The 24,024-nt window shown below is 60.4% G+C and carries 24 protein-coding genes; 15 read left to right on the forward strand and 9 right to left on the reverse strand.

Annotated elements, in window-relative coordinates; genetic code table 11:
* Positions 1-153 precede the first annotated feature (153 nt).
* The 3 genes from K1X75_05890 to K1X75_05900 form a co-directional block, all read right to left on the reverse strand.
* Complete coding sequence (locus tag K1X75_05890; protein MBX7057578.1) at positions 154-1,035, reverse strand: hypothetical protein; 882 nt, start codon at positions 1,033-1,035, stop codon at positions 154-156.
* On the reverse strand, positions 1,032-1,913 hold the full coding sequence (locus tag K1X75_05895) for a DUF2167 domain-containing protein (protein ID MBX7057579.1): 882 nt from the start codon (positions 1,911-1,913) through the stop codon (positions 1,032-1,034). Before K1X75_05895 ends, K1X75_05890 begins: the two co-directional genes overlap by 4 nt.
* Positions 1,914-1,993: 80 nt before the next feature.
* Complete coding sequence (locus tag K1X75_05900; GenBank protein MBX7057580.1) at positions 1,994-3,769, reverse strand: acyl-CoA dehydrogenase family protein; 1,776 nt, start codon at positions 3,767-3,769, stop codon at positions 1,994-1,996.
* A 191-nt stretch (positions 3,770-3,960) separates the two neighbouring features.
* Here K1X75_05900 and K1X75_05905 point away from each other — a divergent pair, with 191 nt between their 5' ends.
* The 3 genes from K1X75_05905 (at position 3,961) to K1X75_05915 (ending at position 6,840) form a co-directional block, all read left to right on the forward strand.
* Positions 3,961-5,556 (forward strand): hypothetical protein, encoded by a 1,596-nt coding sequence (locus K1X75_05905; protein ID MBX7057581.1) that lies wholly within the window; start codon positions 3,961-3,963, stop codon positions 5,554-5,556.
* A gap of 62 nt (positions 5,557-5,618) precedes the next feature.
* On the forward strand, positions 5,619-6,191 hold the full coding sequence (locus K1X75_05910; protein ID MBX7057582.1) for a sigma-70 family RNA polymerase sigma factor: 573 nt from the start codon (positions 5,619-5,621) through the stop codon (positions 6,189-6,191).
* 28 nt (positions 6,192-6,219) lie between these two features.
* Positions 6,220-6,840 (forward strand): ATP-dependent Clp protease proteolytic subunit, encoded by a 621-nt coding sequence (locus K1X75_05915; protein ID MBX7057583.1) that lies wholly within the window; start codon positions 6,220-6,222, stop codon positions 6,838-6,840.
* A gap of 12 nt (positions 6,841-6,852) precedes the next feature.
* On the opposite strand, the gene K1X75_05920 is transcribed toward K1X75_05915, so the two are convergent.
* Together K1X75_05920 and K1X75_05925 are read right to left on the reverse strand one after the other, a co-directional pair.
* A complete protein-coding gene (locus tag K1X75_05920; protein MBX7057584.1) occupies positions 6,853-7,953 on the reverse strand; it encodes an AraC family transcriptional regulator in 1,101 nt (366 codons plus the stop codon).
* Positions 7,954-8,023: 70 nt separating this feature from the next.
* Positions 8,024-9,325 (reverse strand): adenylate/guanylate cyclase domain-containing protein, encoded by a 1,302-nt coding sequence (locus K1X75_05925; GenBank protein MBX7057585.1) that lies wholly within the window; start codon positions 9,323-9,325, stop codon positions 8,024-8,026.
* A 127-nt stretch (positions 9,326-9,452) separates the two neighbouring features.
* On the opposite strand from K1X75_05925, the gene K1X75_05930 reads away from it, so the two are divergent.
* The 4 genes from K1X75_05930 to K1X75_05945 all read left to right on the forward strand — a co-directional run bounded on the left by K1X75_05930 (position 9,453) and on the right by K1X75_05945 (position 14,026).
* On the forward strand, positions 9,453-10,652 hold the full coding sequence (locus K1X75_05930) for a twin-arginine translocation signal domain-containing protein (GenBank protein ID MBX7057586.1): 1,200 nt from the start codon (positions 9,453-9,455) through the stop codon (positions 10,650-10,652).
* A 96-nt stretch (positions 10,653-10,748) separates the two neighbouring features.
* Positions 10,749-12,092, forward strand: coding sequence for a hypothetical protein (locus K1X75_05935; GenBank protein MBX7057587.1), 1,344 nt, complete (start codon positions 10,749-10,751; stop codon positions 12,090-12,092).
* A complete protein-coding gene (locus K1X75_05940) occupies positions 12,046-13,044 on the forward strand; it encodes a BtaA family protein (GenBank protein MBX7057588.1) in 999 nt (332 codons plus the stop codon). Before K1X75_05935 ends, K1X75_05940 begins: the two co-directional genes overlap by 47 nt.
* Positions 13,025-14,026 (forward strand): carotenoid biosynthesis protein, encoded by a 1,002-nt coding sequence (locus K1X75_05945; GenBank protein ID MBX7057589.1) that lies wholly within the window; start codon positions 13,025-13,027, stop codon positions 14,024-14,026. Before K1X75_05940 ends, K1X75_05945 begins: the two co-directional genes overlap by 20 nt.
* A gap of 18 nt (positions 14,027-14,044) precedes the next feature.
* Here K1X75_05945 and K1X75_05950 read toward each other — a convergent pair whose 3' ends face one another.
* Both K1X75_05950 and K1X75_05955 read right to left on the reverse strand, forming a co-directional pair.
* Complete coding sequence (locus K1X75_05950; protein MBX7057590.1) at positions 14,045-14,800, reverse strand: glycosyltransferase; 756 nt, start codon at positions 14,798-14,800, stop codon at positions 14,045-14,047.
* The gene (locus K1X75_05955; GenBank protein ID MBX7057591.1) at positions 14,800-15,438 is read right to left on the reverse strand and encodes a hypothetical protein; all 639 of its coding nucleotides are present in this window, start codon (positions 15,436-15,438) and stop codon (positions 14,800-14,802) included. The genes K1X75_05950 and K1X75_05955 overlap by 1 nt, the downstream gene beginning before the upstream one ends.
* Before the next feature lie 236 nt (positions 15,439-15,674).
* On the opposite strand from K1X75_05955, the gene K1X75_05960 reads away from it, so the two are divergent.
* The 6 genes from K1X75_05960 (at position 15,675) to K1X75_05985 (ending at position 20,958) form a co-directional block, all read left to right on the forward strand.
* Positions 15,675-16,292 carry a CDP-alcohol phosphatidyltransferase family protein gene (locus K1X75_05960; GenBank protein MBX7057592.1) on the forward strand — a complete coding sequence of 206 codons (618 nt, stop codon included), beginning with the start codon at positions 15,675-15,677 and terminating at the stop codon, positions 16,290-16,292.
* 19 nt (positions 16,293-16,311) lie between these two features.
* Positions 16,312-17,256 (forward strand): phosphatidate cytidylyltransferase, encoded by a 945-nt coding sequence (locus K1X75_05965; protein ID MBX7057593.1) that lies wholly within the window; start codon positions 16,312-16,314, stop codon positions 17,254-17,256.
* Positions 17,257-17,351: 95 nt separating this feature from the next.
* Positions 17,352-17,996 (forward strand): 1-acyl-sn-glycerol-3-phosphate acyltransferase, encoded by a 645-nt coding sequence (locus K1X75_05970; GenBank protein ID MBX7057594.1) that lies wholly within the window; start codon positions 17,352-17,354, stop codon positions 17,994-17,996.
* 77 nt (positions 17,997-18,073) lie between these two features.
* Positions 18,074-18,496, forward strand: coding sequence for a cyclic nucleotide-binding domain-containing protein (locus tag K1X75_05975; GenBank protein MBX7057595.1), 423 nt, complete (start codon positions 18,074-18,076; stop codon positions 18,494-18,496).
* The gene (locus K1X75_05980) at positions 18,496-18,912 is read left to right on the forward strand and encodes a cyclic nucleotide-binding domain-containing protein (GenBank protein ID MBX7057596.1); all 417 of its coding nucleotides are present in this window, start codon (positions 18,496-18,498) and stop codon (positions 18,910-18,912) included. Before K1X75_05975 ends, K1X75_05980 begins: the two co-directional genes overlap by 1 nt.
* Before the next feature lie 90 nt (positions 18,913-19,002).
* A complete protein-coding gene (locus tag K1X75_05985) occupies positions 19,003-20,958 on the forward strand; it encodes a PAS domain S-box protein (protein ID MBX7057597.1) in 1,956 nt (651 codons plus the stop codon).
* Positions 20,959-21,013: 55 nt separating this feature from the next.
* Here the strand turns inward: K1X75_05985 and K1X75_05990 are convergent, their stop codons facing one another.
* Together K1X75_05990 and K1X75_05995 are read right to left on the reverse strand one after the other, a co-directional pair.
* A complete protein-coding gene (locus tag K1X75_05990) occupies positions 21,014-21,178 on the reverse strand; it encodes a hypothetical protein (GenBank protein ID MBX7057598.1) in 165 nt (54 codons plus the stop codon).
* Between the two features lie 30 nt (positions 21,179-21,208).
* Positions 21,209-23,005 (reverse strand): DUF389 domain-containing protein, encoded by a 1,797-nt coding sequence (locus K1X75_05995; GenBank protein ID MBX7057599.1) that lies wholly within the window; start codon positions 23,003-23,005, stop codon positions 21,209-21,211.
* 158 nt (positions 23,006-23,163) lie between these two features.
* Between K1X75_05995 and K1X75_06000 the strand changes: the two genes are divergently transcribed.
* Both K1X75_06000 and K1X75_06005 read left to right on the forward strand, forming a co-directional pair.
* Positions 23,164-23,709, forward strand: coding sequence for a sigma-70 family RNA polymerase sigma factor (locus tag K1X75_06000; protein MBX7057600.1), 546 nt, complete (start codon positions 23,164-23,166; stop codon positions 23,707-23,709).
* Complete coding sequence (locus K1X75_06005) at positions 23,702-24,001, forward strand: hypothetical protein (GenBank protein MBX7057601.1); 300 nt, start codon at positions 23,702-23,704, stop codon at positions 23,999-24,001. The genes K1X75_06000 and K1X75_06005 overlap by 8 nt, the downstream gene beginning before the upstream one ends.
* Positions 24,002-24,024 lie beyond the last annotated feature (23 nt).

Here is a 24,024-nt window from a genome sequence, read left to right on the forward strand (position 1 = left end):
TGGGCTTCCTTGTTCTTTCGCTGGTTCTCAGCCGCAGCGGCGCCGGCGGTATCAGTCACGAGGCTCATGCTGGCGGGGCGCTTGGCGGCTTTGTAGCGGCAGCTTTGACGGCGCCACAGGGCCTGCATCCGCTCTGGCATTGGCTGAGTCGTACTATTCTGTAGCGCCGCTTTGTGGGAATGGCAAGGCGCTTGCCCCACAATCAATGCACGTTTCACGCAGAACGTCGTATACGGTGAGGCATTGGGGACAGTAGCAGCGCCCGTCGGCGCCAGCCTCCGGAAGCGGCAGCCGATCCGGATCAAGGTTGTGGCGGCGAGCCAGCTCGCCCAGCTGAGCGATCAGTTGCAGCGCCGCGGCGCCTTTTTCGGCATCGGGCGCGTAGCGCCGGCGTCGCAGCTCTCGCTCAATCAATGCCGGCATCTGAGCCACACTCAAGGCGCTGGCCAGGGTCAGCGGATATTCCACTGCGAAAAAGCCGCGCGCCAGCAACTGGAAGCAGCGCATGGACGAGGGCGGGTAGGCAAGAATTGCGACCATCGATGCTGCGCGACTGCCGGAAAAGCGCAGTCTTTTTGCCGAACGCATGAATTGCCAGGCAATTGCCGCGGAGAGCAATGGGCTGAAGGCGAGAATTGTCAGTACGAGCAAAGAGGATTCAAGAATTGCAGCCAGCAGGGGAAGGACGGCAAAAAAAAAGAGAAACTGGAGCGCGCAGAGCCCGCGTAGAAAGCGAGTAGTCCTCAAGTATACTGCCAGTTGCTCCTGCAACTCTGACGCTGCACCGGCCTGAATGGCGGCGGCCGCTTCCCCTGCGCTCCAGCGCGCCCGGGCGACAAAGCTGCCGGCGAAGGGCGGTAGAAATTCAGAGAGCAACAGGCGTCGGTTCTCGCCGCCCCAGAGTTGTGCGGCCTCGCCATAACGCCAGGCGCCTCCCTGTGGACGAAAGAAGCACTGCTCTTTGCGCAGCAGCTGCATGCATTCGACTAGATAGAGCAGGCAGAGCAGCGCATAGAGTTGCCAGGCATCAATCATTCCTGTCCAGGCGGCGGCGGAAGCGCGCCATCGTGTCGATCCTTCGATGGAAAAATGCGCGACCAGAATCGTTTCAGCGCGGCGCCCAGCGCAGCGACGCCCACAACTATAAATTTGATGAGTTTGCCAAACAGTCCGCTTTTTGCGCCTACGGCTGCAGCTCCTCCAGCCACCAGCGCGGCCAGGCCGTAGGCGGCGACCTTATCGCCTTCGCGAAATTCAGCGTAGCGCTCGCCGCTCTTAAAATGATAGTCCTGTAACAACTTTTCCAATTGCGGCATGGCCATCCTGGCCTCTTCCGGCGCCAGCACCAGCGTAACTTCCATCACGCCGCGGCGGCCAAGCAAGCGCACGTTGTGGTTGACTACTTTATGACCCTGGCTTTCCAGCAGGGTCGCCCATTCCAGATTCTGTGTGCGTGCGTTGTAGGCCGGAGGGCTGTGCCAGCCAACCAGATTGAGCGCCGGCTGACCGTGTTCCTGGCGCCACTTGTTACCTGCCGCTGTTCCTTCGCGAATCTGCTTTAGCAGTGCATTGGCGTCCAGCGTATCGCGTTCGTCGTCGCGCACATAGCCGACTTCGTCAAACTCGAAGACAATAAACCAATCGGCGTCCGTGCGCATCGCCAGTCCGAGCTCGCGATCGGTAGGCGGATTGCCCATCGCCTCCAGCAGTTTGCGGGCGTTGTCGCCGTCCAGAAAGCGCCAACCGGATGGAATCTTGAGTTCGGCGGAATCGCCCAGCGCGGCTTGCGCCGGTCCGGCTTGCCAGTCGAGATCAAGGCGCTCTTCGCCCGCCGGCTCTTGCTCCGGAGGCGCCGCCAGCAGTGGGCTGCAAATCAGCAGCAGCAGACTGATTCCAATTTTAACATTTTGCATCGCCTGGATTTCCCCCAGGACAATGCAAACGTCAATTGATTTCGGTACGGGGCGCTTCGATTCGCGCCCCGCACGATCGGTCAGGCCAGAGCAGCTGCGCCGCTTCCGGCGCGCTCTACGACATGATCCAGCCGGGCGCGATTGGCAGCCAGAATGGCCAGTGTATCCTCGTGCCAGTGATCGGCCAGTTGCTGGCGAGCGGCGCGAGCGTCGCCGGGAATGCGCGCCAGAGAGCGTTCCAGCAACATGCCAATCAGGAAGCGGGCGGCCGATTCCACAGCCTCAAATGCGTAGCGGGCTTTAACGTCGCCAGCGTCAATCGAACGGAATTGGGCGGCGATGCCTTCGAATTCCTTGTAGGTTTTCTGCAAAGTGGCTGAAGGACTGAAACCCTTGAGCTCTTCATCGATGTAGGCGCGCAGGAAGCCATTGTTGGCCATGCCAGCTGTCACGCCGCCGATCGCTGCAACAACCTGCAATTGTGTGGTGCCTTCATAGATGGTTGTGATACGCGCATCGCGGTAGATGCGCGAAACATCATAGTCTTCAGTAAAGCCGGAGCCGCCGTGGATCTGCACTGCATCGTAGGCGATTTTCACACAGGTTTCGGAGGCGTAGTACTTCGACAGCGGAGTGAAAAGATCGGCCAGCTTCTCCCAGCGTCCCACCTGGGCGTCATTTTTGGCCTGCTTTTCCGTGAGGCCGCCGTGCTTGTGCAGATGTTCTTTGCGCCACAGGTAATTGTCCACACAGCGCGCCGCTTCAAACACAATGGCGCGAATGCCAGCGGCTTCGGCGTCCATGCGATCGACCATCTTCTTCACAGCGGGGATCTTTTCGATGGCCTTGCCAAACTGAACGCGTTCGGAGGCGTACTTGCGCGCCTCGCAACGTGCGGCCTCTGCAATTCCAAGCGATTGAGCCGCAATTACCAGGCGCGCGGTGTTCATCATGCCCATCGAATAGCGCACCAGGCCCAGACCCTCTTCGCCAATCAAGAGGCCCGGCGAGTTGTCATAGACTACCTCGCAGGTTGGCGAACAGTGCAGTCCCATCTTACGCTCGATGCTGGCTACATGCACGTCCTTCGAATGAACCAGGAAAAAGGAAAGACCGCGGGCGCCGCTGGTTGGACTGCCGCTGCGCGCCAGGGTAAGGATTACACAGGGCGCCTTATCGTAGCCGCTGGCGTGGGTAATGAAGCGCTTGGTCCCGGTCAGGCGCCAGACGCCATCTTCGCCTTTCACCGCTTTGGTCTGTACGCTGGGCAGGTCCGAACCGTAGTTTGGTTCAGTTAGCGCCATGGCGCAGCTGATTTCGGCGCTGGCCCATTTGGGCATCCACTCATCCACCATTTGCGCCGAGCCATAGCGCTCTACAATCTCGGCCACATTGATGTTGCCATAGGCGAGGGCGAAGGCCGCATCGGCGCGCGCCGAGAGCTCGAGAATGATCGCCTGGGCGGTGAAGGGCAGACCCAATCCGCCATGCCGACGGGCGATGCCAAATGGCATCAGGCCCGCGTCGCGCAGCAGGTTATAGAGCTGATCCAGCGCCGGCGGATAGGTAACCTTGCCGTCTTTGTATTTGAGGCCGATCTGGTCCATTTCGGCGCTGCGCGGCGCCACTTCCTGGCCCATCATTTCGCCGGCTGATTCCAGAATCGTCCGGTAGTATTCGACGCCTTCTTCCACGGAGGAGGGGGCCATGGACAGCCGCTCGTCCCCTGATTCCTTGTAGCGCGCGGCATCGTGGAAGCCTTGCTCAACCTCCTGAACGATCGTTGGCCAATCCAGTATGTGCTGGAACTGCAGCTGAAGGTCTTCGTTGTCGTTGAAATAATTGCCCTGGATCATCTCTGAAAGCTCCTGTTGCGGGCTTGCTGCGGCAATCAAAAATTGTGCGGAGCGGCCGCGGACGGGGCCGCCCCGGCGCCAGCTCTGCGCCGGTTTGGCGCGCATCGGGTCTTGATTTCGGACGCAGGATAAGGGGCGAGCTGACGGCCGATTTGCACTTGCCTTAATCAGCCAGGATGCTGCGCTCAGAAATGGCCCGGCTTCGACCTGGAAGGCAGCAGATAGCCGTCCTGATACTGGCACTGCTGTGTTCGGCTCTGGTCTATCAGCGTCTGTCCGTGGCCACTGCAATCTTTGGCGACGGCGCTGGTAAATGGCTGCAAAGCCGCGCTCTGCTCAATGGTCAGATCGAATGTCGCTACGACAGGAGTCTTGATCCGGAGTTCAAGTTTCTTCCGGGGCCTTGGTACTATTACACGCTGCGCAACGGCCATTGCTATTACGGCTACCAGTATCCCTACGCCCTGGCCGTTGCTCTTTTCACGCTGCTATTTGGTCTGCCTGGCTATTTGTTTTTGAATATTCTCTGCTTGCTTGGCTACTGTTTGCTGCTGTCGATCATGGCGGCGCGGCTCATGCCCGAAATGCGCTTTGCCGCGCTGGCCGCGGGAGCGGGCGGCATCGTTTTTATTCCCGCATTGAATTTTGCCTTCGATCTTTCGGAGATGACTCTGGCCGTAACGCTGGGCGTCGCTTCGCTGGCGCTGCTGCTGTCGGCCCTGACGCCTGGCAATCAGGCGCCGCCGGCCGGCGCACAATGGCGGCTGGCGTTTGGCGGATTACTGATTGGGCTCTTGCTGGCGCTGCGCACGGAAAGCATCGCTTTTCTGATTGCTGTTTGCCTCGCCCTGTTGGTTTCGCGATGGATCTCTGTAGCGTCGGACATTTCACGGCGAGAGGCGGCGTCGAATATCGTTGGCGAACTATTACCCTCGCTTGCCGGCTTTACGCTGGGCGCTGCCGCTGTAGCCGGATTTCATCTGCTCTATTTTGGAAATATTCTGGGCAACCGCGGATCATCGCACGGCGCGCTGATACTGGCCATGACGATGAGCGAGCGCGTCGCCGTTGCACGCACCCTGCTGTTGGGCGGCAATCTGGGATTGTTCTCGTCGATGCCGGCGGTCTTGCTCTCACTGCTCTGGCTGGCGCCGCCGATCCGGCGCGATCTTGGCCGGCCTGGCGCCTTTCTGTTCTTCCTTGTCTGGTCGCTGACCGCTATCATTCCGCTGGTCGCGCCCAATGACGCTGGTTACTCATGGGGGCCGCGCTATCTGGCCTTCAGCTTTGCCGCCTATCTATTGCTCTTGATCCTGATCTTTTCCTCGCTTCTGCGACGCTCTTTCCGGAGCTGGCATCGTCCGGCGCTCTGGTTAACGGCAACAGCGATTGCGCTCTACGGCGCCGCCTTTTGCCGACAGGGCGTGGCCGTACTGCTCAGCGCCGCCCGTCAGAATCACGAATACCAGGAACTGATCGCTCAGCAGGCGCCAGAAGCGCTCTTGATTGACCACGAGCTGGCGATGATTGGCTTATCAGCGCAGGCCCTTGACTTGCCGATCTACCAGCCGCACAATGCGGCGCAGCTTCAAGCGCTGATTGCGGCGCTGAGCGCACAGCGCGGATTGCAGCGTTTGACCTATATCGTAACGCCATTTAGGTCGCCGATCTACTCTGGCGGCGCCTTGCCCGAAGGCTGGCAGGCGGTCGGCGATCGGCAAGCCGGCGGCATGCGCTTCATCCTGCTGCTAGGCAAGGAACCGGCTGCGGCCGCCGCTCCGCCCTGAACGATCGCCGAAAGCGCAAAAAATTTTGTACACCACTCAGGCGGCGGAGGGCTCATTCAAGTATGCAAAAGGGAATTGCAGTGGGCAAGGATCGATGGCGCGCACTGGGCGCGGACTGGCGCCCGGGCGATCCGCGGCAATTTGCAGTATGGGCGGCGCTGGTGGCGCCGCGCGGCCGGCAGCTGGCCTGGCAAATCCTGAAGGACCCGATGCTTGCCGAAGACGCCCTGCAGGAGGCGCTTTTGCAGGCCTGGCGCAAACTGGATCAGCTGCGGCATCCGGCGGCCTCTGGCGCGTGGTTTGGACGCATTGTTCTCAAGTGCTGCAATCGACTGCTGCGCCAATCGATGCTGCTGCTGGAGACCGAAGCCGCCGACCGGCGTCCACAGCCCGATGAGCAGATGCTGCGCGGCGATCTGCGCCGCCGTCTGCAAGAGGCGGCCGGTTCGCTGCCCGTTCGCGAGCGCGAAATCTATCAACTCATAATGCTCGAGGGTCTATCGCAGGAAGAGGCCGCAGCGCAAACCGGGCTCAGCGTTGACTTCATCAAGAATTCTATGCGACGCATTCGCCAGCGCCTGCGTCGCATGCTGCCAGCGCCAGGCGCAGAGATGGCCTGCCTGCTTGCGGCATGATGGCAAATTCTGAGGCCCGGTCGACGCTATGACAACCGCTCTATCTACTGATCACTCCGAGCCGGAGGCATCGCCCGCCGCTCGCGTCGCCTTCGATCGTCGCATTCTCTTTCGCCGGAGGACAATTCTCCTGTGGAGCGCTGTCAGCGACGAGAGTGCGCGGGAACTCTGTTCGACAATGCTGGCGCTCTCGGCCCAGGACCCCGCGGCGCCCATCACCCTGGCCATCAACAGCCCTGGCGGCGCCAACCACGCCGGCTGGGCAATCATCGATATGATGCGCGCCATTCCGGCGCCGGTGCACACCATATGTCTTGGACTGGCGGCAAGTTTTGGCGCCGTACTGCTGGCCGCCGGGGCGCCGGGATCGCGCAGCGTCATGCCCCATGCTCGGGTCATGATTCACCAACCGTGGCTGCCCGGCGAGTACCGCGCCGTCGCCGCCGATTTAAAAATTCAGGCGCAGGAGATTGATCGTCAGCGACGCTTGATTGATGCGCTGCTGGCCGATGCCTGCGGTCGCAGCGCCGAGGAAGTGCATGAGCGTTCCGATCGCGATGCGTGGTTTTCGGCGGAAGAGGCCGTCGCCTTTGGTCTGGCCGATCGCGTCCAGCATCGCTGGCCATGGTTTGAGTCGACGGTCAATTGAAGCAAGCGACGACTATGTTGATCTGGACTGTGATTGCGTCTGGCGCGCAGCGCGATACTCGCCTGGGCTCTGGCCGGCAATTTTGCGAAAGGCGGCATTGAATGCGGACTTGGAGTTGAAACCGCTTTCCAGGGCGACATCAAGTATGCTGAAGGCCGCCGGACGACTCTGCAGCAATTGTTGCGCCCTTGCCACGCGCCGTTCCTGCAGCAGTCGCAGAAAACTGCGCTGGAAGTAGCGATTGATGATCTGCGATGTCTGTACTGCGCTGAGCTTCAGCCTGCTGGCTACGTCGGAGAGCTGGAAATCAGGCTCAAGATAGGGCTCTTCGTTATCCAGATAGTCGTCGATCAATCGTCCCTTTTGGCCAACGAAGTCCTCGGAGAGCAGCGCCTTCTGGTAGCGCGCTGCTGGCGGAAAAATTGCATCGCCTTCCCATCCGCTGCGTTGCTGATACAGTAACAAATAGGAACGGCTCATGGCCAGCAACGCGCCGGCGGCGGAGAACAGACCGGCATTCAGCCAGTTCAGATCCGCAACGGAAAGGGCGGCCGCGACCAGGATGACCAGCGCCGGCAGCGCGTGAAAGAGCAAATTGGCTGTCCAGCGACGGTTGCCTGCTTCGCGCAAGATTGAATCATTTGTGGACCAGGAGAGATAGAGCGCGACGCCAATTGCCGCCAGGTTGTTTACCAGGCTGATGTAAAGAATTACAATGCAATCCAGGTGTACCTGCTGCAGGTCCTCGCGCAGATACTGCAGTTTGACCTCGCGCGGCGAAAGATGAAAAGGCAGCAGATAGAGGAATATGCCCAGCGGCACAATCAGCAGAGTCAGGTCGGTTCGGCGCAGCCAATTGCTGCATCGAGTTCTGGCGCGTAGACTGAAGTAAAGCAGCGGGCCAAGCAGCGCGCCGCCGCTGAAGCCCAGACGCGCCAGCTGCGGATACTGAAGAATGGCGCCATTGGCGTAGAGCAGACCGATGGCGATGGTTCCCGCCAGCGTACAGAGCATCAGCGCTTCGTAGATCCCGCCGGGCGTACGCCAGCGCTGAAAGAAATAGAGCGCCAGCAGCAAAGCCTGGGCGAAGCCGGCGGCGTGTAGTAACTCCACGATCCGAGCCTGCGCCGGCGGCAGATGCTGTCAGCCGGCTTTCGCGCCACAGTCGTCGGTTGCGCCGCGCTCAGGGATCGCGGGCCGCATAAACAATGACGCTTCCGTCGCGGCCGCGCAGGTTTTGTGCGCCAAGCATTTCAAAGCGACTCTGCAACGCCGGCTCCAGTTCGCTGAAAACTTCTCCAGAAAGCAAGAGGTCGCGCCCCAGATCCTTGCACAGACTCTGCAGTCGGCTGGCAACATTGACCGTATCGCCGAGTACAGTGTACTCCAGTCGCTCCGGCACGCCGACGTTGCCCACAATGGCCGGGCCAAAATGCAGGCCGACGCCCTGCCGCAACAGCGGCAATCCGCGCGCCGCGCGACTGGCATTCAACTCCGGAAGCGCATCGCGCATGGCCAGTGCGGCCCGCGCCGCACGCCGCGTCTCGTCGCCCTGCGGCCTTGGCGCGCCAAAGGTGGCCAGCATGCCGTCGCCCAGAAATTTATCCAGCACGCCGCCATGCTGAAATACAATGGCAACCATACGCTGGTGGTATTCACGCAGCCAGCTGGCAACCTCTTCAGGCGCCGCCGACTCGCTGAGCGCCGTGAAACCGCGCAGGTCGGTAAAGAGGGCGACGATATTCTGTCGCCGTGCGTTGCCGCCAAGCGGGTCCTCGGCCTGACGCAGCAGTTCATCCTGGACGCCGGGAGAGAAATAGCGCGATAGCAGCATCGCTTGAACTTCCTGGGAGACTGCACGGCGCAGACTGCGCGATACGCGATTGGCATTCCAGGTCAGCAGGGCGCCGGCGGCGCACATGGTTCCCACACAGCTGATCATGAATTCCAGGCTGATTGTCGGACCGGTAATATGGCTCACAAAATCAGAAGAAAAAACAGTGCGCGGGTCCAGCGCGGCATAACCAAATACAATGGCATACTGCAGCACCGCACCCAGCGTCATCAAGGCCGGGTACAGCGTTCGCCCGGCCAGTCCATGACCGATGATCAAGAGCAGCGCAAAGACCATGGTGTTGGGATGCTTGACCATATAGGCCGGCAGCACGGCCTCGCCGCCAACAGATTGGTACCAGACAAAGGGCAGGGCGTTCAGAAAGAGGATATCGGTGAAGAGCCCCAGGTAGCCAACCGTCGCCAGCGATCGACGCCGGGCCAGCAGCCAGAGAAAAATAGGCGTTTCCAGCAGGATGGCCGTCGAGATGGATCCGGTTACAAACTTTTCCCACAGCGATTTGCCGATGAAGATAGTCGAAACCATTGTGATCGATACATAGACAAAGCGCAACAGCAGCATCACGCGCAGCGCCGCGACCTCCCGATCGATCAAGATTTCTTCGCTGCGTTTGAATCTGACGACGTCCATGGCTTTCCCGGTTGCGGCGTCGCCTGGCGGCGCCGCGGTAAGCTTCAATATACTACATTTGCAGGCCTTTGCGACCTGCCCTGCAGGGCAGGTCGAATTGCCTGGCGAGACAGCGCATACTGCTGCTATGAAGCAAGGTTCACCGCAGATTGGCCGGCGCAGCACTCGCCGTGATTTCCTGAAACAATCGGCGATGCTGTTTGGGGCCGCAGCGCTGGCCCAGCGTTGTCTCAGCGCGCCACGACAGAGCGGCGAAGCCGGCGACGATCCGATTGCCAACGCCCTGGCCGCGGGCCTCGGCCAGCAGCCGATTCTGGTCGTGCTCAATGCCGGAATTACGGCGCCCAATCCGCACAACACTCAGGCCTGGAAATTCCGGCAGCTATCGCCGACCGAGGCTCTGCTTTATGTTGATGAGAGTCGGACGCTGCCCGTCACCGATCCAGGCTTTCGCCAGATCCACATGGGTCAGGGGGCCCTGCTGGAATTGTGCGCCATAGCTGCCACGCGCCTGCAGATGAAGGCCGAAATCGAGCTTTTCCCAGAGGGCTATCGCCTTCCCGAATCTATTGGAAGAAAGCCGGTCGCCCGTCTTCGCCTGCTATCTGGAGGCCCGCAATCGCCGCTGGCCGCCTTCATAGCACAGCGCCATACGGTGCGGGCCGCCTTCCATGGCCCATGGATCAGCCAGCAGGAATACCAGGAGCTGGCGCGCCTTGCTGCACCGCGCATCAGCCTTCTGTCCAGCGTAAAGGACGAGTCGGAGCTTGAGGGTCACCTGCAGCGGCACATGGCCGGCTTTGAACTGGAATCCAGTCGTCGCCGGACGGCCGATGAATCGCGGCGCTGGCTGCGCATCGGCGATCAGGAAAACCAGACGCTGCGCGATGGCATCTCGCTGGCCGGCAATGGCATCAGTGGTCTGCGCCGATTTGTGGCGGAGACCTTCTTTTTGAGCCGCGAGCCGGAGAGCTACTACGAGCCGTCGGGACAGCGACAGTTTCTGGAAATCTATCGTCAGAATCTATTCAGCGTCCGCGGTCACACCTTGCTGATCACCCCAGGCAACGACGTTCGCAGCTGGGTTTTGTGCGGCGGCGACTACCTTCGCTACCAGCTGGCGGCCGCCAGTCTGGGACTGGTGATGCGGCCCATGAGTCAGTTGATGCAGGAATTTGAAGAGATGCGACCCCTGCGCGAAGAATACGATCGCTGGAACAAGATTCGATCGCCGGCAAAAATCCAGATCAGCGCGCTGCTTGGTCGCAGCGACTACGACTTCTACGCGCCACGGCGGCCGCTGCAGAGTATGCTCCTATCCGCCTGATTCATTTGCAACATGGTGCGGGAGGCGCCGCGGAGGCCTTGACAGGCCAGGCGGGGCGCGGACTGACTGGCGGCCCGTCGCAGCATCCTGCCGTCCATGCGTTCGCTTCGTCCGACAGAATATCTCAAGGCCTCGCTGCGCGCCGGGATTTGCGCTCCCTCTTTTTTGTGGCGACCGTATCGGTCGTTGGCGTCCGTGCGCGCCTACCAGACAGTGCGCATTCGAAAATTGTTGGAACATGCATATTGTAATACTGCCTTTTACCGCAGGCTATATGACCGCGCGGGAGTCCATCCCCGGCAATTCCGTAAACTGGAAGATCTTTCGCATTTCCCTACTGTATCCAAGAACGATCTGGTACAGGCCCTGCAGCGCGGCGAACTTGGCCGGCGACCGAGACAGTGCATTGATTCGGTCAGCTCCGGATCCAGCGGCCAGGTCATCGAGGTGCGTCACAATGTGAATGAGTTGCACCCCTATGCTGTAGGTCGTTTTCGGATTCTGAACATCAGCGGCCAGCTGTGGCCCTGGACGTCGACGCTCTATGTGTACACCTCGGCCTTTCCGGCGCGCTCCTATTTTGGTTTGTTTCCTTCGCGGTTCATACCCACGCTGGCGCCGCTGGAGTCGATTGTCGATGCGCTGCGACGATTTCGGCCCCGAATTCTTTGTATCTATCCCTCGCGACTGGATGACCTTGCACAGTTCTTGAGTCCGGCGCAGTGCCGCGGACTGGGTCTTGGCTTGATCAGCTTGAATTCCGAACTTTCCAGCGCCGCCCAGCGCGAAGCCTGGTCCGAACGCTTTAGCTGTCGCGTACTCGACGAGTATTCAACGGAGGAGCTGGGCTGGGTTGCGGCGCAATGCGCTTTCGGTCGCTACCACCTGTGGGAGGACATGAGCTATATCGAGACGCTTCGCTTTGATAGCGATGCCGCCAGCGATCAGGGAGAGATCTGTGGAATAAATCTGCACAATTTCGCCACGCCCTTCATCCGTTATCGCCAGGGCGACGCCGGCGCGATTGGCCTTGAGCGCTGTCCTTGCGGAAGGCAATTTCGCACGCTCAGTCATCTCGAAGGTCGCAACAATGACGCCTTCCGCTTCGGCGCGCTGCGACTCTCGCCGGCCGTCCTGCTTGACGGCGTCTACTCGCTGCTGCTGGAGCGCCCGCTGCCCATTGCCGACTTTCGGCTCTGGCAGTTGGAAGAGAATCTGGTGCGATTCTATGCGCGCCCGGCATCCGGCGCAGATGACCGACTGGCGCTGGAAATCATGCAGCGCCTCCGTCCGCTCTTCCCGGATCACGTTCGCCTGGAGGTGGAGATCGCTGCCGAACTTCCAAAAACTGCTCGCGGGAAACGCAATCCAATTCGATCGCTGTTGGGCGAACATGGCGCGACTGGTCTACAATCAGGTATGGGAGGACTTCGCCGTTGATCTTCATGCGCTGCGACCGAAGGACGGCGAGCGCGCCCTGGTGATCGCTTCTGGCGGATGCCAGGCATTGAATCTACTGCTCAGTCCCGTGGCTTCGGTTCTGGCTGTTGATCACAACGAAGCGCAGACGCGTTTGCTTGATAACAAGATGCAGTTTGTTGCCAGCGGAGATTACCAGGGACTCTGGGAGCATTATGGCATCCCCGCGCAGCGTCGCGCCGGCTCAGTGTATCGACGCGGCGCCTATGGCCGCTTTCCGGTGATTCGCGCCTACCTGCGTGCGGTCTGCGGACCGGCCGCATTGCAGGCCCTGGCGGAAGCTGCCAACGGCGCTGAGCGGCGCCAGGTCTTGCTGCGTCGCGTGGAGCCGGCGCTCTGGAATGGCTTTTCCCGAATCCTGCCCACGGCCGCCGCCTTGCTTTGCGGATTGCACTGGCGGCAGGCGCTGGGCGCCGCGCGGCACGGTCAATTCTGGCTGCGTCGCGCCTGCGCCGGTCGGCTGCGGCGCATTCTGGGTCGCTTTGCGCTGCGCGAAAACTACTACTGGAATCAATTGATCGATGGCGCGTATGCCTCCGAGGCGCATGCGCCTCCTTACCTGCAGGCTCGAAATTTTTCCCGACTGCAATCGCGCCTCTCTCAAGTACAAAACGTTCACGGCAGTTTGCATGCTGTACTCGCGTTGCAGCCGTCGGCCAGCGTGGACCTGTTCAATTTGCTTGATCTTCCTGAGTTCCTGGACAACGCCGGCCGCCGCGAGCTGCTAACTGAACTGGTTCGCGTCGCTCGTCCGGGAGCGCGCCTCTTGACGCGAAGCTTTGCTCCGCGCGGCGTCCTGCCGACGCACGAAGCGCTCAGTTACCAGCGCTCGCTTTCCTCACGCTTGTCGCGCTGCGAGCGTACAGCCAGTTATGCGCGCGTCCATCTCTATCATGTCGATAGCACGATCTAGCGCCGCGAACAAATGGGGACAGGACCTGTGGCGCCATTTGCCGTTGCTCTGCAATTTGAGCTGGCCGCTGCTGCTGCTTGACTGGCTGCCGGCTTCGCCAGACGGGCTGCCCTGGCTGCATTTTGGCACGCTCTTGTTCCCGCTGAGCGCTGCCGCGGTCTATGGCGCCGCCCTTCGCAGGCTGGACCGCGGGTTGTTGCCGCGTTTCTGGATCGGAGCGCTGCTTTTTGCGCTGGCAACGATAGTTGTGTTGTACAGACAAAAAAATCCTTCGGCAGTAAGCCCGCCGCGACTCTGGACGGAGCTGCTGTTGCTGCTCTGGACCGTGCTGCTGGCCCTGCATTGCCGTCAGCGCTTTGGAACGTTGCGCTTGGTGCAATTGTTTCCGGTCGCCGGAATCTACGCCTTGCTTGCTGAAAACGGCGGCATTCAGATGGGCTTTTTTGAGGAGCACGGCTACAATTTTTACGCGCCGGGGACCGCCACGCCATTGGCAGCAGTCTGCGGCTGGCTCACTGTTTACTATCCAGCATTCTGGCTGCAACGGAGCATAATGCAAGCCTGGCCGCGGCTCTCTGGATATGCGCTATCGGGACGCGCGGGCAACGCGCTCAGAATTCTGATCGCGGCCGCGACGATGGCGCTGCTGGCGTTGCTGACCGATTTGCATCTGGATCCGGTCGCAGTCAAACTTGGCTACTGGAGCTTTCATCCTGCACTGACGCCAGTCTTTGCCGGCATACCGCCGGTCAATTTCAGCAGCTGGTTTTGTTCTGTATTCAGTTTTGCTCTGGCAGCGCTGTTGCTCGATGCACTTGCCGTGCGCAAGCCGCTGCTCTCATTGCTGGTTCTGCTGTTTGCAATTCCGGTCGTACTGGGCCTTGCCTTTGCCCTGAATTTTGGATTGCTGGCGGCGCTGGAGGGTATTGAGGGCCCGTCCTGGCGGCTGCTGCGCGCCTACCTGATGGCCTTGCGCCTGTAAGCGACCGCCGGCGATCGCTCAGGCCGACGCGCCGGGCGGTCGCCAGTACCACCATTTGCAAAATCGCCGGAAGCGCAGTGCGCCGGGGAAGAGGGCGATAAAGAGCAGAGTGCGCAATGCAAACCACGAGGAGTGCCAGCGAAGTTTGCGGCTGGAAGTCGTTGGCGGCCACTGCCGGATCATGACAAAGGGCCTTGCCTGCATTTTTCCCCAGCGACGAAGTCGACGATAAAAGAAAAGATCTTCGGCGGCATAGTAGCGTTCATCAAAGCCTCCGATTTCCAGCGCGGCGTGGCGTTGCGCATAGAGAAAGCAACCGGCGGCCAGATCAAAAGCGCTGGAAAAATGCCGCCACAGGGCGGCGCTCCAGCGCGCAAATCCAGAGCCCTCATCCTCGAAGCGCAGCGCAGAGCCGCCGCCGCAGGCCCCGGCCTGCAGTTCTTGAAGGCAGGCGGAAAGCAGGGGCGCACTGACAATGGTATCGGCGTCCAGGAATACGACGTAGCGTCCCATTGCAGCCTGCAGCCCGGCATTGCGGGCGCGGGCGATTTGATTGTGCGCTTCAAATACTACGCGGGCCTGAAATTGCCGCGCCACATCGGCCGTTGCGTCTGAGGAGTTGTTGTCAACGACGATGATTTCGCTGCCGACCGGAAGCGCAAGCAGCGCGGAGCGGAGCGCCGCCAGGGTCGCTGGCAGGTAGCGCTCTTCATTGTAGGCCGGAATGATCGCCGACAGTTGCGGCGCCTCCGCCGGCCCAGGCTTGTCGCGCATCACCGCTGGCTGCCGGCAAATGGGTCGTCTGGCGGCCGGCGATTGGCTGCGGGCGAAAACACGCCGTGGTCAAAGAAGTGCAGCAGCTCTGACGCCAGCGCATCAAAATGAATGTACATTGCGTCGTGGTGCATGTCGACGTAGATGGCGTCGGCAAAGGATTGCTGAAAGGATTGCGGCGCAAAGGAGATCGGCCCCATTGCCTCCGCTTCGGCTCGGTAGCGACGAAGCAGCGGCGAGGCCTGCGCTTCAATGAGCAATCCAAGGCGCAGGTGGCCGGTCGGCGGCGGGACTGGATAAGGCGTCTGCGCCAGATCAAACAGAACCTGGCCGTAGAGAATCCGCGCCGGCAGGCTCAATTCCTGGGCGGCTATGGCCGGCGCGCGCTCCTGCAGCGGACTGCGATCATAAATCAAAGAACGCAGATTGGGCAAAGGGCGCTCCTGAAGCAGCGCATTCAATGACCAGGCCCCGGCAATAAACGCGAAAACATGAAGAGCCCTGTAGCCTTCCAGCGATTGCTCTCTTACAAAAGTGTGCAGCGCCTCGCGGCTTTCCGCCAGCCCATCGCGCCGGATGTAGTCGGCGACATATACGTCATAACCGTGCGGTCGGGCTATTTCGGCGAAGCGCTGCATCGCTCGGCGGCCGGCGCGATTGTAGCCGAATCCTGGCAAAATCAGTATTGCGCTGCGCTCTGCAATGGACGGCTGCGTTGGGCGGACTGCCCCTGGGCTGCAGGCTGCGAGCATGGTCAGAATTGCTGCAACGAGGACGGCGAGAATGCGGCGCATAGCGCTGAGGATGTCCAGTCAGCCTGGGTTTGTAAACAAATTCCGATTGCCTCATCGACAATGGCGTTGGAACGGTGGCGATGCCTTCGATCTACCAACTGAAGCCGGCGTTTCAGGATTTGCTGCGTCCGGCGGCGCGTTTGCTGGTTCGCGCGGGCATCAGCGCCAATCAAGTCACCGTTTTTGCTGCGGCGCTCTCCGTGGCCTGCGGAGCGGCGCTCTTTTTCTATTCGCAGTGGCGATGGCCTCTACTGCTTGTTCCAGGATTGCTCTTTGTGCGCATGGCGCTGAACGCCCTGGACGGCATGCTGGCTCGCGAATTTGGACAGAAGAGCGATCTCGGCGCTTTCTTGAATGAGCTGGGCGATGTAATCGCCGATTCGGCCATCTATCTGGGTTTTGCGCCGCTGCTGCCGCTCTGGCCGCTATTTTTTTTCACGCTGCTGGCCATGCTTACGGAATTTGCCGGATTGGTTGCCCTGCAGACGGGAAGACTGCGACGCTACGATGGACCGCTTGGCAAGAGCGATCGAGCGTTTCTCTTTGGATTGTTGGCACTTCTTTTGTATTTTCTTGGCGCCTTGCCCTATCTGAACTGGGCCTTGTGGATTGCTTGCCTGCTGCTGCTGATCACGGTGGTCCAGCGTGTGCGATTGGCTTTGCAGGCGCCGACGCCGGGCGCGGCAACCCAGGCCTGATTTTTATCGAGGACAGCAAATGAGCACGGCAGGCTGGATTGAAGCGAAACCGGTTATCGTATATGCCTTCGGACTGATCTTCGGCTTTTTGATACTGGCATCGGCAGCGACCCTGGGGCTGCAGCGCTGGCGGGGCGGGCTGGAGGTCGTCTGGTTGCGCATCAAGACCTGGTGGATCATGGCGGCCATCCTTGCCGTGGCCATGCTCGGTCGGCAATGGATTACCATTTGCTTCTTCGCGCTCTTGAGTTTTCTGGCGCTGCGCGAATTCCTCTCGCTCATTCCTACGCGTCGCGCCGATCGCATCATCCTGCTGGTTGCTTTCCTTGCGATTCCCCTGCAGTACTGGCTGGTTTATGCAAAATGGTATGGGCTGTTCATCACCCTGATCCCTGTGTTTGGATTCTTGCTTTTCCCCTCTTTGATGGCGGCTACCGGCCAGACCGACGGCTTCCTGAAAGCGGTCTCCAGCGTTCACTGGGGCCTGATGACAGCCGTCTTTTCAATTTCCCATGCGGCCTATCTTCTTGCGCTCCCGGCGGAAGGGAATCCGCGCGCCGGCGGCATGGGCTTGCTGCTTTATTTGCTGGTTCTTACTCAATTGAATGACGTGCTGCAATTTCTATGGGGCAAGAGCCTGGGTCGTCGTAAGATAACGCCGGCGGTCAGTCCCAATAAGACCTGGGAGGGAATGCTTGGCGGCCTGGCCAGCAGCACCGTCCTCTCCTGGCTGATCGCTCCGTGGCTCACGCCGCTCGATCTGCCGCAGTCTCTGTGGATGGGCGCGCTGCTATCGGCGGCCGGATTTCTGGGCGACATCAACATGTCCGCGGTCAAACGCGATATTCGGGTCAAGGATTCCGGCAGCATCCTTCCGGGCCATGGCGGCATTCTGGATCGCGTGGACAGCCTCACCTTTACGGCGCCGCTGATGTTTCATATCGTCTACTACTTGCACTACTGATGCTCACCGAACAATTGGAGCGAGTTCCAATACCCCATCCGTGGTGTTTTGGGACCGGCTCTAAGGACAGTGGGGGACGGAGGTCAAAGGCCAAAATGATTCGCAGTCTGACGCGCTTTCTCTTTTTCAATCTAGTAGCGCGCCCCATCCTGTTTCTGTACCTCGGCGTCGCTACACGCAATCGCCAGAGACTGCCGCAGCGCGGGCCAGCGATTATCGTCGCCAATCATAACAGTCACCTGGATGCGCTGGCATTGTTGACCATCTTTCCACGTCGTGCAGCGCGCTACCTGCGTCCGGTGGCGGCGGCCGACTATTTTTTACGAAACCGCCTGCTGGCCTGGTTCTCATTGAATGTAATTGGAATCATCCCGCTCAGTCGCCGTCCGGGACGGTCTGGCGGCGATCCGCTGGAGGCCTGCAGCGAGGCCTTGCAAAGGGGCGAGGTCCTGATTCTCTTTCCCGAGGGATCGCGCGGCGAAGCGGAGCGTATGTCCCCGCTCAAGAGCGGCGTTGCTCATCTTGTGGAAAGACATCCGGCGACGCCGATCATTCCCGTGTTTCTTCACGGTCTGGGCAAGGCGCTGCCGCGCGGACAGTTTGTCCTTGTACCCTTTCAGTGTACGGCAATTGTCGGCGAAGCCCTTTACTGGACCGGGCAGCGCGATTCCTTCATGCAAAGCCTGCAGGCGGCGCTGCAGCGCCTCGCCGAGGAAGGGCAGTTTCCGGCCTGGGACTAGCGTAGTCAGGGACGGACTTTTTCCACAGTCGACTAGAAACGATTGCCAGCCCGAAGCCGGACGGAGAAGACAACGTCATGTCGCGAAAGGTCATGGAGACCCTGCAGCAGCTGAGTTCTCGTCAGCACCAGAAGGGCGATATTGTCTTCCGCGAGAACGAGCCCTCCAACAATGAAATGTATTTCGTCCTGCAGGGCGAGGTGAGTATCCAGAAGGATCGCCCCGGCGGACCGCAGGAGATCAATCACCTGACGCCAGGCATGTTCTTTGGCGAAATGGCTCTGGTCAACGATCGTCCGCGGCTGGCCAGCGCCATCTGCGTTACTCCGACAGTTCGTCTGGTGGTCATCGATCGCGAGAATCTCTTGAAGCTTTCCGGCACCAGCCCGCCCTTCTTGTTTAACCTGCTGAAGTATTCGGTTTCGCGACTGCTGGCGGCGGAGGACAAGTTGCAGCGGGCTAAAGAGGAACTGGAAGCGATGGGTCCCGGTAAACGCTGATGTCGCTTAATATTTTTGAGTACGTCAACAACCTCGCCACGGACATTCGCAAAGAGGGCGACGCCATCTTCCGCCAGGGCGACGAATCGGATGGCCGCATGTATTTTGTGGCCGAGGGCGAGCTGGTCGTCATTCGCGATATTGATGGCGAACCGCATGAGCTCAACCGACTGCAGCCCGGCGCCTTTTTTGGTGAGATGGCCATCCTCAGCCGCACAAAACGCACGGCTACGGTCAAGGTCGTATCGCGTCTGGCCAAACTGGGCTATCTTGACGAAAACGTCTTTATGAAGATTGCCCGCACCAATCCGGTCTTTCTCTATTCGCTGCTCAAGTTGGTGATCCAGCGCATTGCCATGATCGAAGACCAGATCGACGATCAACTGCGTCAGGTCGAAGCGCGCCGCCGGGCATAGCCGCCGCCCGCTTAGCTCTGACTGGCGCGCAGCTAGCTTCGAGCTGTCCGGGTTAGAAAAATGTGAGGCTGGCAAAAACCGCCAGAGCGCTTGCTCCAAAACCGCGATGCAGTAACTGATCGACGCTTGAGCGTCGTATATTATTCTCTTGGCGACCGCAGCCTGATTGGTCAGGCTGCGGCTGGACGCCCGGTGAACGAAGACGCACAAGAGGATCGTCTGGCTCGCGCCAATGAGCTCTGGATTCGGGCCGCTGCGGCGTGGCCGGATCCGGTCTGGATCGTTGATGCCAATTTGCAATTGGCGGAATACAACGATGCCTTTGCGGCAATTTATGCCGCGGCCCTCGGTCATCCGCCCGGCGTCGGCGACAATGTTCTTGCGGCTTTGCAGGACAGGCCGCTGCAGTCTGGCGAAAGCTGGGAGGAGGCTTTTCGTCGCGCGCTAAGCGGCGAGGCCTGTTCTTTTCTGGCGCTGACCAATGACGTCGACCTCGGGCAGGCGGAATACTGGATCTGGCTGCGCCCCTTGCTGGCGGCGGACGGTCAGTCGGAAGATTGCTGTCTGTGTGTTTCCGAAAACTATACGCAGCGTTTTCTAAGAGAGAGCGCCTGGCGTCGTAGCGCCGATCAGTTGCGTTCCCTGATTGATTCCGCTCCGGACGCCATTGCGATTCTGGATATGGACCTTGGCCGCTTTATCGACGCCAATAGCGCTGCTGAGCAACTCTTCAATCTGCCGCGCGAAGAATTGTTGAGAACCAATCCCTGGCAAGAAAGCCCCGAAAGGCAGCCCGACGGACGACTGAGCGCGGAAGCGGCGAAAGCCTACATTGAAGGCGCGCTGGCCGGCAATCCGCAACAATTTGAATGGGTGCATTTGAATCGAAAAGGAGAGAGCATCGATCTGGAGATTCATCTGGCGCATCTGCCGGACCCCTCGCGGCGACTGGTGCGCGGCAATCTGCGCGACATCAGCGAACGCAAGGCAGCGGAGCGTCGGGATGCTCGTCATCTGGAAATGCTTCGCGAATTGATCAGTCGCTTGCCCGATAGCGCCGTGGTCCGTCGCATCGAAACCGGCGGCGATCGGGCCGAGTACATTTTTCTGGGCGGGGCCCTGGAACGGCTGACGGGCTACAGTACAGCGGAATTGGCTGCCGGCGGTTTGGAGGCGTTGATGGCGCCGGCGGACCTTGCTCGCCACAAAGAGCGTCGCGAGCATGCGCGCCGCAGCGGCTCGCTGCTGGAAAGCATCGTGCGCTTGCGCAAGCGAGACGGAGAATATCTGACGATCTCTATTCAGGCGCGCGCCTGGCGCGGGCGCGGCGGCGAAGTGATCTGGGATGCGATTTTGCGCGATCTCACCGCAGCGCAGGCCGCTGAGCAAGAACTGCTGCGCACCGAGCGCCAGGGCAGTCAGGCGCTGCTGGTCGACCAGGAGCGCGAGCGCAAAGGAATTGCCGCCAGGCTGCAGGAGGGGGCCGCCCAATCGGTTTCGGCGGCCAGCTACACGCTGGATGCAGCGCTGGAAATGATTCGCCTGGGTCGACTGCCGGAGGGCATGCAACTGGCGGAGCAAATTCGACAGCAACTTGGCGCGGCAGTGCGCGACCTGCAACAGCTTACGCAGGACCTGACGCCGACGGAACTGCACGACTTTGGGCTCTATGAAGCCATTGAATCTTTCGTTCGAGCCGCGCGGCGACGGTTGCGCGTCGGCATTCGCTTTTATTCGCAAATTGGCGGGGCGCGATTTGATGAGGAAATCGAACTGGCCGCTTACCGGATTGCCGCCGATTTCGTGGATTCCGGCGCCAGCAACATGCAGTTGCGTCTCAGCTGGCGCGGCAGGGAATTGCGTCTGCTTCTATGCTGGCGCTACGCCGGCCCGCCGGACTCGCAGATAAGTGAAAAGATTCTGAGCGCCGGTCAGCGGCGTGCGGAACTGGCCGGCGGTCGATTGCGACGCCACAAGGCAGAGGGCGCCTTGCAGGCCTGTTTAGCTCTGCTGCCCGCTCAGCCGCGGCGAAATCAGCTGGCCTGAGCAAATTGCATAGTTTTCGCAGGCGGCAGTCGCGGCGCCGCAGATTGACTTTCGCTCAGCGTGTGGGCGTCTTAAAGCGCAGCACCGCAATGAGAATGGCAAAACCCAGCGTCAGCGCGATCAAAAAACCAAAACTCAACTCGCCAGCATCCATCGTTGCAGAAACTCCTTGCGGGATTGACCGTGTGTCGATGCTGGCGGTCAAGCCCTTATGGGGCATACGATTTGGTTGTGCTCAAGAGGCTATTTCTCACCTCCCGGGGGAATCCCCCGCTGCCGCTGCTGTGGAAAGTTCGTAACGCAGTGCACAGGCGGAATCAGCGGCGACCGGTTCGCGCCTGCTTCCAGCGGGAGGATTGGCCGGCATTTTCAAGGCCAGCTCCGGCCTCAGTAGCAAGTGCAGTCGCAGCTCTGGATTGCGTCGCACTGCAGCTTCCAGGCTCTGGGCGCGCCGCTGCGCCGCTACCAGTTCGCTTTCGGTGTTTCGGCCGCAGGCTGCGCTTCCCTGCCAGCCGCCGACGCGCTGCGCATCCATGCCATCGATTTCACTGCCGCCCGCGCGCAGGCTGCCCAGCAGCGACGCCGCCATTGCCTTGCGCCCGGCCGCCCCGGGGTCCGCCCCTACATAGTAAAGTTTCAGCCATCGGCCGCCGCCGCTGCGTGCGCTCAATTCCAGATCCAGCGCCGCGCCGTATTCGGGGGGAAAACGTGCGCCAAGATGATCGAGCAAGGCGCGGGCCGCAATCGAAGCGTGTTCCTCATTGGCTGGATCGTAAAGCTGTGCGGCCGTCGCCTCTCGCCACGCGCTCAGCGAGCGCAGGCTGTCCAAATCTGTTTCGCCAGCCACGCGCTGGAAGCGCAGCCGTACCTTGACTTCGCCAAAGCGTGCCTGCAAAGAACTGTTGACTTTTTCCTCCAGAGTAGCCGCATCCACGGCGCCAGCATAAACAATCTGTCCGCTGACCTGATCGCGATCAATCTGCAATGCTTCAGAACCGCGCAACACCTGCAGATCGGGGACGCTGGCCAGTTCGCGCCGTACTGCCTGACGCAGATCGTTGCTTTGTTTCAGCAAGATCAGAGAGGAGGTGAGCGGATAGCTGAGCGCCGCCAGCAGCAACAGCGGCAGAACAAAGCGGCGCCGGTTCAATGGACTGGCGTCATTCCAGAGACGACGAAGCCAGGGATGCTGGTACAGCAAGTGCCGGCTGCGCCCTTCTGCCAGCATCTGCAGATACTTTTCGCGAGGGGCGCCGCGGTAGATCAAAACATAGAAGAGCGAAGAAACAATCATGATCGCCAGCAGGTTGGTCAGGAAGAGCAGAAAGGCCCCCCACATCATGCTGCCGTGAAATCCATGGCCCAGACCGTATCCGACCACGCACACCGGCGGCATCAACGCCACGCCAATTGCGGCGCCGGGCGCTACGCTGCCCAGGGCCTCATGGCCGCCGGAGCGAACCGAGCTGTAGGCCGCAACCAGTCCACAAAACAGGGCAACAAAAAGGTCAAGCATCGAAGGATTGGTGCGCGCCAGAATCTCTGGCGTGACCTCATTGATTGGCGTAAGAAAAGTAATCAATGCGGCGGTCAGGGTAGCGACCAGCAATGAGGCAAGGATAGTCAGCAGCGATTTGACTGCCAGGTAGGCGTCGCCGACAGCAACGCTGAGGCCCAGGCCCAGAATGGGCGCCATCAGCGGAGAGACCAGCATGGCCCCGATGATTACTGCAGCGCTGTTCAAGATTAAGCCAAGGGTCGCGATGCCACAGGCCGCAAAGATAAACGACCAGTAGGGAATGGAGCGCAGTGTGGCGGCGCCATCGATCTCTATGTACATTTGCTTACGGTCTTCCGGGCCCACCTGCAAGAAACGCGGCAGACGTAAGAGCGCTTCCAGGATTTGACGCAGATACCTGAGCGCCAGCTGTAGCATGCGGGCGGCAGGCGAGCTGCCAGTGCTGGCGTCCGCTGGCGCAGCAAGCGGGACGTCGCGCGTTGTTCTGGTCAGGCTGGATCGACGGGCGCTGCTGCTTTTACGCTTCACAAAGCGCAAGCTGACCGCAAAGCGCCGGGCGGCAAGCCAAAGGTCGACGGCGGGAAGGGCGACTCGGGCTCAAGGAGTGGTCTATCGGCTGCGTAATCTTGCTGCCGCGCCACAAAAGCTCTTGCCGACTTGCTACTTCCGGCGCGCCCTGAGCAGGCATGAATCCAGGCCAGTGGCTAGAGCAGCATGGCGGCGCGCTCTATACTTACGCCCGCGCTCGGCTCAGCGATGCGGCTATGGCCGAGGACCTGGTGCAGGAGGCCTTGCTGGCAGCCTGGCAGTCGCGCCACAGCTTTCGCGGTCGATCCAGCGAACGAACCTGGCTCATTTCTATTCTAAAGCATAAGCTTATGGATCACTTGCGACGTCGCTACCGTCAGGCGCCAGAAACCAACTTCGATCCTTACGATGGCGTCTCGCCTTTCGACGAGCAGCGTTTTTATATCCATTCGCGGGCGCCGCAGCACTGGCAGGACCCGCACACACAAGCCGAACTGTCCGAGTTCCGCGCCGCCCTTCTGGAATGCCTGCAACGCCTGCCGGAACGGGCCCGCCTGGTATTTCAGATGCGCGAACTGGATGGCGAAAAAACAGAAAAGATTTGTGACAGACTGGAGCTGAGCGCGACAAACTTTCATACCTTGATGCATCGCGCCCGCAGCGCTCTGCGGCAGTGCGTCGGCAAACGCAGCGGCTATGAGTGACGAAAAACCCCTGTCGGCGTGGCGTATGTGGCTTTTCATGCATCTGCCGCGCTGCGCCGACATAACCGAGATTGCTTCGCGCAAGCTGGACCGAGGCGCAGGCTTCTGGGAATCGCTGCAATTTCGGATTCATCTTTCGATCTGTATTTATTGTAAACGCTACTACAATCAACAGCGGCTCTTGCGACGGGCGCTGCGTCAGGCGCCTGCAGCCCCCGAGCTGGCGCCGGAGGCGCGTCAAAGGATAGCAGCAAAGCTTCAGAAGGCAATCGCCGAATCCGAAACAAATTGATTGCCTGATTGTGAAAGGAAGTC

It is taken from the genome of Leptospirales bacterium, from assembly GCA_019694655.1.
Lineage (GTDB): Bacteria > Spirochaetota > Leptospiria > Leptospirales > Leptonemataceae > SSF53.